General features: G+C 68.0%; 14 protein-coding genes. 9 read left to right on the forward strand and 5 right to left on the reverse strand.

Annotated elements, in window-relative coordinates; translation table 11 throughout:
* Window positions 1–266: glutathione S-transferase N-terminal domain-containing protein (locus tag ACLFOB_RS11205; protein ID WP_410926128.1), on the reverse strand; the 266-nt coding region annotated here is incomplete at its 3' end.
* Between the two features lie 122 nt (window positions 267–388).
* Between ACLFOB_RS11205 and mscL the strand changes: the two genes are divergently transcribed.
* Complete coding sequence (gene mscL, locus ACLFOB_RS11210) at window positions 389–814, forward strand: large conductance mechanosensitive channel protein MscL (RefSeq protein ID WP_410926129.1); 426 nt, start codon at window positions 389–391, stop codon at window positions 812–814.
* A gap of 112 nt (window positions 815–926) precedes the next feature.
* Complete coding sequence (locus tag ACLFOB_RS11215; RefSeq protein ID WP_410926130.1) at window positions 927–1,937, forward strand: SDR family NAD(P)-dependent oxidoreductase; 1,011 nt, start codon at window positions 927–929, stop codon at window positions 1,935–1,937.
* 18 nt (window positions 1,938–1,955) lie between these two features.
* Here ACLFOB_RS11215 and ACLFOB_RS11220 read toward each other — a convergent pair whose 3' ends face one another.
* The 3 genes from ACLFOB_RS11220 to ACLFOB_RS11230 form a co-directional block, all read right to left on the reverse strand.
* Complete coding sequence (locus ACLFOB_RS11220; RefSeq protein WP_410926131.1) at window positions 1,956–3,644, reverse strand: acyl-CoA dehydrogenase family protein; 1,689 nt, start codon at window positions 3,642–3,644, stop codon at window positions 1,956–1,958.
* A gap of 218 nt (window positions 3,645–3,862) precedes the next feature.
* Window positions 3,863–4,582, reverse strand: a complete 720-nt coding sequence (locus ACLFOB_RS11225) for a DUF429 domain-containing protein (RefSeq protein WP_410926134.1) — start codon at window positions 4,580–4,582, stop codon at window positions 3,863–3,865.
* 5 nt (window positions 4,583–4,587) lie between these two features.
* On the reverse strand, window positions 4,588–6,186 hold the full coding sequence (locus ACLFOB_RS11230; protein WP_410915969.1) for a phosphoenolpyruvate carboxykinase: 1,599 nt from the start codon (window positions 6,184–6,186) through the stop codon (window positions 4,588–4,590).
* 370 nt (window positions 6,187–6,556) lie between these two features.
* Between ACLFOB_RS11230 and ACLFOB_RS11235 the strand changes: the two genes are divergently transcribed.
* From ACLFOB_RS11235 to ACLFOB_RS11265, 7 genes are read left to right on the forward strand one after another with little or no spacing between them, the layout of a single operon-like run.
* Complete coding sequence (locus ACLFOB_RS11235) at window positions 6,557–7,258, forward strand: response regulator transcription factor (protein ID WP_410915968.1); 702 nt, start codon at window positions 6,557–6,559, stop codon at window positions 7,256–7,258.
* 2 nt (window positions 7,259–7,260) lie between these two features.
* Window positions 7,261–8,955, forward strand: coding sequence for a sensor histidine kinase (locus ACLFOB_RS11240; RefSeq protein ID WP_410915967.1), 1,695 nt, complete (start codon window positions 7,261–7,263; stop codon window positions 8,953–8,955).
* Between the two features lie 3 nt (window positions 8,956–8,958).
* The gene (locus ACLFOB_RS11245) at window positions 8,959–9,414 is read left to right on the forward strand and encodes an HPr kinase/phosphorylase (protein ID WP_410915966.1); all 456 of its coding nucleotides are present in this window, start codon (window positions 8,959–8,961) and stop codon (window positions 9,412–9,414) included.
* 10 nt (window positions 9,415–9,424) lie between these two features.
* Entirely contained in the window at window positions 9,425–10,351 is a 927-nt protein-coding gene (gene rapZ, locus ACLFOB_RS11250; RefSeq protein ID WP_410926132.1) for an RNase adapter RapZ, read from the forward strand.
* Entirely contained in the window at window positions 10,348–10,740 is a 393-nt protein-coding gene (locus ACLFOB_RS11255) for a PTS sugar transporter subunit IIA (protein ID WP_410915964.1), read from the forward strand. The genes rapZ and ACLFOB_RS11255 overlap by 4 nt, the downstream gene beginning before the upstream one ends.
* An 8-nt stretch (window positions 10,741–10,748) precedes the next feature.
* Window positions 10,749–11,030, forward strand: a complete 282-nt coding sequence (locus ACLFOB_RS11260) for an HPr family phosphocarrier protein (protein WP_410915963.1) — start codon at window positions 10,749–10,751, stop codon at window positions 11,028–11,030.
* A 59-nt stretch (window positions 11,031–11,089) separates the two neighbouring features.
* Complete coding sequence (locus ACLFOB_RS11265; protein ID WP_410915978.1) at window positions 11,090–11,965, forward strand: lysophospholipid acyltransferase family protein; 876 nt, start codon at window positions 11,090–11,092, stop codon at window positions 11,963–11,965.
* 73 nt (window positions 11,966–12,038) lie between these two features.
* Here the strand turns inward: ACLFOB_RS11265 and ACLFOB_RS11270 are convergent.
* A partial coding sequence (locus ACLFOB_RS11270; protein ID WP_410926133.1) for a 3-hydroxyacyl-CoA dehydrogenase family protein occupies window positions 12,039–12,374 on the reverse strand: 336 nt, incomplete at its 5' end.

Consider the following 12,374-nt stretch of genomic DNA (forward strand, 5'->3'; position numbering starts at 1 on the left):
TCGAAGAGACCGAGGGGCCGCCCGCCCGGCCCGTCGGGGTCGACGATCGCGGGGATCTTGTTGTTCGGGTTGAGCGACAGGAACTCGGGGCTCTTCACGTCCGTGTCGTCCAGCGTGACCCTGTGCGGCTCGTAGGCAAGCCCCGACTCTTCCAGGAAGGTCGAGACCTTGATGCCGTTGGGCGTGGGAAAGGAATAAAGCTGCAGAACGCGCGGATCTCGCGGTGGCCAGCGGCGGGTGATCGGAAACGAGTCGATTGCGGACATGGACGCTCCTTTCTGCTGGCGGGCACCCTATCCCTTGTCGGCCCGGCGCCACAGGTGCGAACATGATGTTCCGATACACAAAGTTCCTGCGGCGACGCGGGGTCATTCAGGGGAGACGCCGGATGCTTTCCGAGTTCCGGGATTTCATCGCCCGCGGCAACGTCATGGACATGGCCGTGGGCATCATCGTGGGCGCGGCCTTCACCGCGATCGTGACCTCGCTGGTCGGCGATCTGATCAACCCGGTGATCGCGCTCTTTACCGGGGGGGTCGATTTTTCCGGCTGGTTCTACACGCTCGACGGCAGCAGCCATGCCTCGCTCGCCGCGGCACAGGAGGCCGGCGCGCCCGTCTTCGCCATCGGCCGTTTCGTGATGGCCGTGATCAACTTCGTCATCGTGGCCTTCGTCGTCTTCGGACTGGTCAAGCTCGTGAACCGCATCAAGGATCGTGCCCTGCGCGAGGAAGAACCGATGCCTGAGCAACCTGCCGCGCCGTCCGAGATCGAGTTGCTGATCGAGATCCGCGACGCCCTCAAGGCGCGTTGATCGGTGTCGTTTGTCTTTCGTTCGCGCGCGCGCTAACCGGGCGGCGACAAGAGGCATTCGGAGGCAGGGCCATGCCGCACGAGAGGCAAGCGACAGTCGGCAGGCGGGCGGCATGAGCCGCACGGCCCTTGTCACCGGCTCGGCCGGCTTCATCGGCTTCCACCTGGCGCGGCGGCTCCTGCGCGAGGGCTGGCGCGTGGCCGGCATCGACGCGCTGACCGACTACTACGATCCCGCGCTCAAGCGCCGCCGCCTCGCGCTGCTGGAGGCGGAGCCGGGCTATGCGCATCTGACCGACCGGATCGAGGCGCCGGGCGTGCTTGCGGACCTGATGGCCAAGCATCGTCCCGAGGCGGTGCTGCACCTCGCCGCGCAGGCGGGCGTGCGTTATTCGATCGAGGCGCCGCGCAGCTATCTGGAAAGCAACATCGCGGGCACATTCGAGTTGCTGGAGGCGGCGCGCGCCCATCCCCCCGCGCATCTGCTGATCGCTTCCACCTCGTCGGTCTACGGCGCCAACGAGAAGATGCCCTATGCCGAGTGCGACCGCGCCGATCACCAGATGTCCTTCTACGCCGCCAGCAAGAAGGCGACCGAGGCGATGGCCCATTCCTACGCCCATCTCTACGGGCTTCCGGTCACGCTCTTCCGGTTCTTCACGGTCTACGGCCCCTGGGGGCGGCCCGACATGGCGCTCTTCAGGTTCGTCTCCGCGATGCTCGAAGGACGGGCCATCGACGTCTACAACCGCGGCGAGATGATGCGCGATTTCACCTACATCGACGATCTGGTCGAGGGGGTCGTACGGCTGATCGATGCGGTGCCCGCCACCGAGCGCACCTGCGCCGGCGACAGCCTCTCGCCCGTGGCGCCCTGGCGCGTCGTGAACATCGGCAACGCGCAGCCCGTGAAGCTGGGCGATTTCGTCGCCGCGATCGAAGCGGCGCTGGGGATGGAGGCCGAGAAGCGGCTCTTGCCGATGCAGCCGGGCGACGTTCCGGCCACCTGGGCGGACACGACACTTCTGACGGCGCTTACCGGGCACCGTCCGGGCACGCCCCTGGAGGAGGGCGTGCGCAGTTTTGTCGACTGGTATCTGAGCGAGTACCGCCGGACGGGCTGACGCCCGGCGGACGCCGGCTCAGCCCAGCAGGCGGCGCGCGATCACCTGCGCCTGGATCTCGGCCGCGCCCTCGAAGATGTTGAGGATGCGCGCGTCGCAGAGCACGCGGCTGATCGCGTATTCCAGCGCGAAACCGTTGCCGCCATGGATCTGCAACCCGTTGTCGGCGCTGGCCCAGGCGACCCGCGCGCCCAGCAGCTTCGCCATCCCGGCCTCGAGGTCGCAGCGCCGGCCCTCGTCCTTCTCGAAGGCCGAGAAATAGGTGAGCTGGCGGGCCACCATGGTCTCGACCGCCATCATGGCCAGCTTGCCCGAGACGCGGGGGAAGGCGATCAGCGGCTTGCCGAACTGCTTGCGGTCCTGCGCGTAGCGCATCGCGATGTCGAGCGCCGACTGCGCCACGCCCACCGCGCGCGCGGCGGTCTGGATGCGCGCGCTTTCGAAGGTGGCCATCAGCTGCTTGAAGCCCTGGCCCTCCTGCCCGCCCAGCAGGTTCTCGCCCTTCACGTGGAAGTCATCGAAGGCCAGCTCGTATTCCTTCATGCCGCGGTAGCCCAGCACCTCGATCTCGCCGCCGGTGATGCCGTCGTCGGGGAAGGGGTGCGCGTCCGTGCCGGGGGTCTTCTCGGCAAGGAACATGGACAGCCCGCGATAGTCCGTGGTCTGCGGATCGGTGCGGGCGAGCAGCGTCATGACATGCGTGCGCGCCGCGTGGGTGATCCAGGTCTTGTTGCCGGTCACGCGATAGTCGCCGCTGTCGTCCCTGACCGCGCGGGTGCGCAGCGCGCCCAGGTCAGAGCCGGTATTGGGCTCGGTGAAGACCGCCGTCGGCAGAACCTCGGCGCTGGCGATGGCGGGCAGCCATTTTTCCTTCTGCGCCTCGGTGCCGCCGCCGATGATCAACTCGGCCGCGATCTCGGACCGGGTGCCCAGGCTGCCCACGCCGATATAGCCGCGCGACAGCTCCTCCGACACGACGCACATCGACGCCTTGGACAGGCCAAGCCCGCCGTAGTCCTCCGGGATGGTCAGGCCGAAGACGCCCATCTCCGCAAGCTCCCCGATGATCTCCATCGGGATCAGCTCGTCCTTGAGGTGCCACTCGTGGGCGTGCGGCTCGACCTTGTCCACGACGAATCGGCGGAACTGTTCGCGGATCATCTCGAGCTCTTCGTCGAGGCCGCTGGCGCCCACGGTGATCTCTGCCGCGCGCTCCTGCATCAGCTCGACAAGGCGGGTGCGTGCCGCCTGCGTGTTGCCCTGCCGGGTGAGCGTCACCACCTCCGGCGTCATCAGGCCGCCTATGTCCTCCTCGCTCAGGCCGATGTCCTGCAGGCGCAGGATCTCTCCCTGGCTCATCGGGATGCCGCCTTGGATCTGCCAGAGGTATTCGCCGAAGGCGATCTGCAGGATCAGGTGCTCGACTTCCCCGAACCTGCCCTCGCCGTCCAGTCTCTCGGCCCAGGCCTGCATCTGGCGCAGCGCCTCGACATAGGTGGCAAGCCACGCCAGGCCGTGCGCCGCCGTCTGGTGCACCTCGATCAGCCTGCCCGAAATGCGGCCATCCTCGGTCACCTCGGCGCGCAGCCGCTCTTTCGCGGTCTCCAGTATCGCTTCCGCCGGGGCCACCGCCGCGCCGGTCAGGCGCAGCAGGTCGGGAAGCACGGCCGCCTGCGCGGCGCTCAGGTCCTGTCCGTCGTGAGCCATTGAATCACATCCCTCCTGCACTCTCTGCCGCCATAGTCCCTTCGCACCTGCAGCGCAACGATAATGCCCCCAGCTGCGGCATTCCGACCGAAAGTTGCGCGGACCTTTTCGCTTCTGCGGGTGCTGCCGGGCGGTGGTAGGGGCGGCGCATGACCTTCTTCACCATCGTATCGGTTGAGCATCTAGGTCTCGCTCTTGCCGTGGCGAGTTTCGCCGGGCTAGTAGTGGATCGCCATGCGGTGGCCGCGGCTGTCGCGTTCGGGCGGTTGGGGCAGGGTGGCGTGGCGCCCTTGCGCGATGCGGCCGGCCGACCAGGCGGCGGCGCAGGCGTCGAACAGGTCGTCCGGGTTCCAGCGGCGCCTGCGGGGGCCGAGGGCGGCGCCGAGCGCGTCGAGGTCGAAGCCCAGCGCGGCAAGCGCCGCCTGCCGGGCGCATCGCCCCTCGGGCGATTTCTTGGGCGCGAGCGTCCGTCCCGCAAGCGCCGCAAAGGCAACCTCCGGGTGCACCTCCCATATCCGGCCCTCATGTGTCTCGGGCCCCAGATCGTCCAGCGCGATGATCCGGTCGCATATGTTGAAGCACTGCTTCGACAGGCGCCGGCCCGGCGGGAAGCTCTCCAGAATCCCGCTGTAGCCGCCGCCCGCGCGGATCACGTCGAGATGCACCCGGGCGGGCGAGGCGAACACGCGCGAGCCCGGCGCCCGCACCCCGCCCGTATTCCGTTGGGACAGAAACCTGCGCGCCGCGCGATCTGCCGGACGTGAATCGCCTGCCGCGTCCATCAGCCCGATCGGCATGTCGATGGCAACGACACTGGCATCGAGCGTCAGCAGCGCCGGCAGGTCAGGCACGATCGTCGCCCTGGCAGCGCCGGGCCCGGCCCCTTCCATGAGCACCGCGAGCCATCCGCCGGGGCAGCCGTCCACCCCGGCGACCATCGCGCTCACCCGATCGCCGCCGCCTTCACGTCGTCGTCGATGTAGGGCACGTATTGCTCGAAGTTCTCGGCGAACATGCCGACCAGCTTGCGGGCCTGCGCGTCGTAGGCGTCAGGATCGGCCCAGGTGCGGCGCGGATCGAGCAGAACCTCCGGCACGCCCGGCACGCAGACGGGCACCTCGAAACCGAAGTTGGGATCCTTGCGGAACTCGGCATCGGCAAGGCTGCCGTCGAGCGCGGCAGAGAGCAGCGCGCGCGTGGCCTTGATCGGCATCCGGCTTCCGGTGCCGTAGGCACCGCCGGTCCAGCCGGTGTTGACCAGCCAGCAGGTCGCGCCGTGGCGCGCGATCTTTTCGCGCAGCAGGTTGCCGTAGACCTCGGGCCGGCGCGGCATGAAGGGCGCGCCGAAGCAGGTCGAGAAGGTGGGCTGCGGCTCGGTCACGCCGCGCTCGGTGCCCGCGACCTTGGCGGTGAAGCCCGACAGGAAGTGATACATCGCCTGCGCCGGGCTCAGCCGCGCGATCGGCGGCAGCACGCCGAAGGCGTCGCAGGTCAGCATGATCACGTTCTTCGGATGCCCGCCCAGCGCCGTCTCGGAGGCGTTCGAGATGTATTCCAGCGGATAGGCGCAGCGCATGTTGGCGGTCAGCGAAGCGTCGTCGAAGTCAAGCTCCAGCGTCTCCTCGTCGTAGACCATGTTCTCGATCACGGTGCCGAACTTGCGGGTGGTCGCGAAGATCTCGGGCTCGGCCTCGGGGTTGAGGTTGATGGTCTTGGCGTAGCAGCCGCCCTCGAAGTTGAAGGTGCCGCGATCGGACCAGCCATGCTCGTCGTCGCCGATCAGAACCCGCTCGGGGTCGGCCGAGAGCGTGGTCTTGCCGGTGCCGGACAGGCCGAAGAACACCGCCGTGTCCACCGGATTGCCCGGCGCGTGGTTGGCCGAGCAGTGCATCGGCATGATGCCCTTTTCCGGCAGGATGTAGTTGAGCAGCGTGAAGACAGATTTCTTGTTCTCGCCGGCATACTCGGTGCCGCCGATCAGGATCAGCCGCTTCTCGAAGTTCATCGCGATCACGGTGTCGCTGCGGCAGCCGTGCCGCGCGGGGTCGGCGCGGAACGAGGGCAGGTTGATCACCGTCCAGTCGGCGGTGAAGCGGTCGAGCGCCTCGCGTTCGGGCCGCCGCAGCAGGTGGCGGATGAAGAGGCTGTGCCAGGCAAGCTCCGTGACGACGCGCACGTCGATGGAATGGGCAGGGTCGGCGCCGGCGACGAGATCCTGCACGAAGACCTCGCGTCCCTTCATGTGGGCGAGCATGTCGACGTAAAGCGCCTCGAACCCCGCGGGCGACATCTCGGCGTTGTTGTCCCACCAGATCTTGTCGTCCACGTCGGGGGTGCGCACGACATGCTTGTCCCTGGGCGAGCGGCCCGTGAACTTGCCCGTGCTCACGAGGAAGGTCCCGCCAAGGCCAAGCCGCCCCTCGCCACGCTTCAGTCCCGCCTCGATCAGCGCCGGCTCGATCAGGTTGTAGTGTGCGACCTTCAGCCCCGAGATACCCTGATCCTCGAGCCGGAACTCCGGGTTCACCCGTCCAATGGTCATGATGCCTCGCTCCTCTCGCCGCCGTGGCGTGCTTGCCTGTCCGTCAGCCGGCCCCGCGACACGACCGGGCCCGGCGGGGCCTCGCGCCAGCCGGGCGACGCCTTTCGCTTAGCACGGCTTCGCGCAGGGTGAACAGCGGCGCCGCAGGGTGTTAGCGCAACCGGGCCGATTTCGGCGCAACCGGACTCACGTTAGCGCAATCAACCGGATCTCGGCTGCCGCAGGGTGAGGCAAATTAGTCATTGTTGAAGGAATTGTGGCTGGAATCAGGTGCGAAGCCCGCGTGATTCGCAAATTGGGATTGATTGTAAAGCCCGAAAAGAGGATGAAGGGCGAAAAAAGACAGGCAGAGCAGAACAAGGAACCACTCATGTCCCGGATCGCCCTCGTGGACGATGACAGGAATATCCTGACATCGGTGTCCATGACGCTCGAGGCCGAAGGTTTCGAGGTCGACACCTACAACGACGGCCAGTCCGCGCTGGAGGCCTTCAGCCGAAAGCTGCCGGACATGGCCGTTCTGGACATCAAGATGCCGCGCATGGACGGCATGGATCTGTTGCAGCGGCTGCGGCAGAAAACATCGATGCCCGTGATCTTCCTCACCTCCAAGGATGACGAGATCGACGAGGTCCTGGGGCTGCGGATGGGGGCGGACGACTACGTCAAGAAACCCTTCTCGCAGCGCCTGCTGGTCGAACGCATCCGCGCGCTCCTGCGGCGGCAGGAACTGATTTCAGGCGATGCGGTCGGCGAGCACGAGGACGTCAGGACAATGGTCCGCGGCAACCTCACGATGGATCCGCTGCGGCATGCCGTGATGTGGAAGGGGCAGGACGTCACGCTGACCGTGACGGAGTTCCTCCTGCTCCAGGCGCTCGCGCAGCGGCCGGGCTTCGTGAAGAGCCGCGACCAGCTCATGGACGTGGCCTATGACGAACAGGTCTACGTCGACGACCGGACCATCGACAGCCACATCAAGCGCTTGCGCAAGAAGATGCGCGCGGTCGACCCCGAGTTCTCGGCGATCGAGACGCTTTACGGCATCGGCTACCGTTACAACGAAGAATAGCGATGGCGCTGGCTGAGGAGAGCGGCATCGGCCGCGCGCCACCGCGCCGGGAACCGGATCTGGTTCTCGGCGACGACTGGGTTGCCCCTGACCCTGAGGCCGACAGCAGCGAAGACCCCACGCGGGTGCGTCGAGGGGTCCTGTCGTGGCGCCGCTCGCCGCTCACGCGCAAGATCATCATCTTCAACCTGATCGCGCTCAACATCCTTGTCGCCGGCATCCTCTACCTCGACGGCTCGCGCGAGAGCCTCGCGCTGCAGCGCGCCTCCGGCCTCGCGGGCGAGGCCAGGCTCATCGCCGACGTGTTCGAGGTGCGGGAGAGGGCGCCGGACCAGGCCGCCGACGTGCAACGCACGCTCCGAGCCCTCGATCTTCGGCAGGGGATGGAGGTCTTCGTCTTCGATCCGCAGGGCAACATCCTCGCCCATCAGGACGGGCGCGCGGCGCCCGCCGATCTGGAGGCGCTTCGCGAGACGCCGCCGCGCACGTTCATCACCGATGCGCTTGCCCGGGCCTGGACGGCGGTAGAGGAGACGCTGGGCGGTGGCAGTGCGGGGCCGCTGGAGGAGCAGCTCGCCCCGCAGATCGAAAGCGCGCTGGCCGGGCGCGCCGCCGTCGAGACCGGCCTCGATGCCGACGGCGGCACCGTGATTTCCTTCACCACGCCGATCATCCGGGACGGCCGGGTCGTGGGTGCCGTGGCCGCCACCAGTGCCGCCGGCGAGATCGACGAGTTCGTGCGCGCCGAGCGCGAGCGCGTGCTTCAGATGTTCGTGATCGCGATTCTCGTGTCCATCGGCCTGAGCCTCGTGCTCGCCTCGACGATCTCGAATCCGATCTCGCAACTCGCTGCCGCCGCAGAGATCGGCCGCGACCGGCACCGCAGCTCCTTCGGCCGGTCCGGCCGCATCCGTATCCCGGACCTGACCGCACGCCCCGACGAAATCGGACAGCTTTCCGGTGCGCTGCGCGGCATGGTTTCCGCGCTCTACGACCGGATCGACGCCAACGAACAGTTCGCCGCCGATGTCGCGCATGAAATCAAGAACCCCCTCGCCTCGCTGCGCTCGGCCGTCGGCACGCTCCGCGTCGCGAGCCGCGAGGACCAGCGCGCCCGCCTGCTCGACGTGATCGAACACGACGTACGCCGCCTGGACCGGCTGGTGAGCGACATCTCGAACGCCTCGCGCCTCGACAGCGAACTGGTCAAGGAGGTCGAGGAAAGCTTCGACCTGCGCAGGATGCTCGACAACCTCTGCCAGTATCTCGGGCAGCAGGCGCGGGAGAAGGGCATAGAGTTCATCACGGATCTTCCCGACCAGCCGGTGATCGTGCAGGGCCTGGAGGCCCGGCTTGCGCAGGTGGTGGTCAACCTGGTGACCAACGCCATCAGCTTCTGCGAGGATGGAGACGCGATCCGGCTCTGGGCGCGCAAGCGCGAGAACCGCGTGCTCGTCGTGGTCGAGGATACCGGCCCCGGTATCCCCGAGGGCGCGCTCAAGAAGATCTTCAAGCGCTTCTACTCCGAGCGTCCCGCCGACGATTTCGGCAACAACTCGGGGCTGGGCCTCGCCATTTCGGAGCAGATCGTGCACGCCCACGGCGGCGTCATCTGGGCCGAGAACATCCGTCCCACCGCAGCGGATTACACGTCGGAGCCGCTGGGGGCCCGCTTCGTCGTGGGCCTTCCGCTCTAGGCGATGGATGACCCGCCGCGCCCCGGGTCCCGGCCGGCCGAGGACGCGGCGCTGCTGCATGCCAGTGCCGTCGCCGCCCACGGGCGCGCGGCGCTCTTTCTGGGGCCGTCCGGCAGCGGCAAGTCGGCGCTGGCGCTGGAATGTCTCGCGCGCGGCGCGCGCCTGGTAGGCGATGATCGCGTATGCGTGCTGCGGCGCGGTGCGCGGCTCATCGCCCTGCCGCCGCCGAAACTGTCGGGAGTGGTCGAGGCGCGTGGCGTCGGCCTTCTGCACGCGCCGGTGGCCGCGCCCGCCCCGATCGCGGTTGCGGTGCAGCTCGGGTTCCGGGAAACGGAGCGCCTGCCGCCGCGCCGAACGCTCACCCTGATGGGTGTGGACCTTCCGCTCTTTCATAATCCGGCGACACCAGCTTTCCCCGCCGCGATCCTGCTATATCTCCAGAGGGGTAGGTTTGCCTGAGTTTGCTGGGATGAGCGGGGAAAGCGGGGCCGTTCAGCGCATCGTGCTGGTGACCGGGCCTTCGGGCGCCGGGCGGTCGACCGCGATTGCCGCGCTCGAGGATGCAGGCTTCGAGGCGATCGACAACATTCCCATCGGACTCGTGCCGCGTCTGATCGCCGGGCCGCCGCTGGACCGTCCGCTGGCGCTGGGTCTCGATGCGCGCAACCGGGATTTCGCGCCCGACGCCCTGTTGGACCTGATGGACACGCTTGCCGGCCGGCAGGGCATCTCGGCCGAGCTGATCTACCTCGATTGCCGGCCGGACGTGCTTCTGCGCCGCTTTTCGGAGACGCGGCGCCGCCATCCGCTGGCGCCGGCCGAGGCGCCGGAGGCCGGGATCGAGCGCGAGGCCGACCTGATGGGCCCGGTGCGCGCCCGGGCCGAGATCCTGATCGACACCTCGGATCTCACGCCGCACGACCTGCGGGCAGAGGTGGTGCGGCTCGCCGCGCCGCAGAGCGGGCTCGGCCTTGCCGTCACGGTGCAGTCCTTCAGCTACAAGCGCGGGCTGCCGCGCGGGCTGGACATGATCTTCGACGGCCGCTTTCTCGACAATCCCTACTGGCACCCCGATCTGCGCGCGCTCGACGGGCGCGACGCCGAGGTGCAGGCGCATGTCGCCGCCGATCCGCGCTTCGCGCCCTTCTTCGACCGGGTGCTCGACCTGACGCGCCTGTTGCTGCCGGCCTGCCGGCAGGAGGGCAAGACGCATTTCGGTCTGGGCTTCGGCTGCACCGGCGGGCGTCACCGTTCGGTCACGCTTGCGGAACGAATGGCGGCGGCCCTTGCGGCCGACGGCTGGCAGGTGTCAGTTCGGCATCGCGAGCTTGAGCGCGCCGTGCCGGGCGAACCGCGTCCGGAGCCGGCCGCCGCCAGCGCCGAGAGGACCGCGTGATCGGAATCGTCATCGTCGCCCACGGAGGGCTTGCGCGCGAGTATCTTGCTGCCGTCGAGCATGTCGTCGGCAAGCAGCGTGGCATCCGTGCCATCGCGATCGAGCCGGACCACGACCGCGCCGCGAAACAGGCGGAGATCGCCGCGGCGGCCGACGCCGTGGATGCGGGCGACGGCGTGGTGGTCGTGACCGACATGTTCGGCGGCTCGCCGTCGAACCTCAGCCTGCGGGCCTGCGCCGTGGCGAACCGCCGCATCCTGTACGGTGCGAACCTTCCGATGCTGATCAAGCTTGCCAAGAGCCGCCACAAGCCGCTGGGAGAAGCCGTCCGCGCCGCGCTCGAGGCGGGGCGGAAGTATATTGACAGCCACAACGTTTCGGCTGACTAAACCCCTTCATGTCGACCGAAACCGTCCATCGAACCCTGACAATCGTCAACGACAAGGGGCTCCACGCGCGGGCTTCGGCCAAGCTGGTCGAGGTCGTCGAGGGCTTCGACGCCGTGGCCGAGGTCAGCCGCGACGGGCTGAGCGCCTCGGGCGACTCGATCATGGGCCTTTTGATGTTGGCAGCTTCCAAGGGAAGCACTATTGAGCTTCAGACGTCGGGCCCGGACGCGCAGGCGCTCGCCGATGCGGTCGAGGCGCTGGTGGCCAACCGCTTCGGCGAGGAGATGTGAGCCCGAACCGCACCGGAGGCATCCCGTTGGTCGAAAGCTCCCGGCACCGCTCGGTGCTGATGCACCGCCAGCCCGCCCGCCCCACGGGGCAGGGCGATGGCGGACTGCACGACCGGCCCTACGACCGGCGGCGGCTCAGCTACGCCAACACCTTCACCAGCCCGGTCAAGGTCAAGACCATACAGGCGATGGAACTGATGACCGGCAAGCTGAAGCTCTTGCGGCTGATCCGCCGGTTCGAGGCGATGGGCGTGCCGGTGGGCCAGCCCTTCTGGCGGCAGGCGCTCGAGGTGATGGGGATCGACCTGCAGACGCCGCCGGAGCAGATCGCGCGCATCCCCGAGACGGGCCCGCTGGTGATCACCGCAAACCACCCCCACGGGCTGGTCGACGGGATGGTGCTGGCGGAGCTGATCGGCCGGCGCCGTACGGATTACAAGATCCTCACCCGCTCGCTGCTGACCGGCGTGGGCGAGATCGAGCAGTTCATGATCCCGGTGCCCTTCGCGCATGAGAAGGATGCGCTGCAGCAGAACCTGGAGATGCGGCGCCAGGCGATGGATCACCTGAAGGCCGGCGGCGCGATCGTGCTCTTCCCCTCCGGCGTGGTGGCAGCATCCGAGACGTTGTTCGGCCCGGCGATCGAGGCGGAGTGGAACCCCTTCACCGCGAAGATGATCCAGCGGTCGTGCGCGCAGGTCGTGCCGATCTACTTTCCCGGCGCCAATTCGCGCTGGTACCAGATGGCGAACCGCATCTCGCCCACCCTGCGGCAGGGGCTTCTGCTGCACGAGGTGGCGCATGCGCTCGACAAGCCGCAGGCCCCGGTGGTGGGCCGGGCGATCGACCGCGACGAGATAGAGGCCTGGGCCAGCAATCCCCGCGGCTTCGTCGCCTGGCTGCGCGAGCGCACGCTCGCGCTGGGCGCGGGCTGAGCCGCTCGTCCGCCCTGGCGGGCGTCCTCGCTGTCTCCGCGATGAGCCCCGGAAAGGGCGAAGAGCGCGCCGCTCAGCGCGTGGGCACCGGCGTCTCGCCCCGGTAGTCGTAGAAGCCGCGCTTCGTCTTGCGGCCAAGCCAGCCGGCCTCGACGTATTTCGTCAGAAGCGGGCAGGGGCGATATTTGGTGTCGGCCAACCCGTCGTGCAGCACGTTCATGATGGCGAGGCAGGTGTCGAGCCCGATGAAATCCGCGAGTTCGAGCGGACCCATCGGGTGATTGGCGCCCAGTTTCATCGACCGGTCGATCGACTGCACGCTGCCGACGCCTTCGTAGAGGGTATAGACCGCCTCGTTGATCATCGGCATCAGGATGCGGTTGACGATGAAGGCGGGGAAATCCTCGGC

The organism is Rhodosalinus sp. (assembly GCF_046542825.1).
Lineage (GTDB): Bacteria > Pseudomonadota > Alphaproteobacteria > Rhodobacterales > Rhodobacteraceae > Rhodosalinus.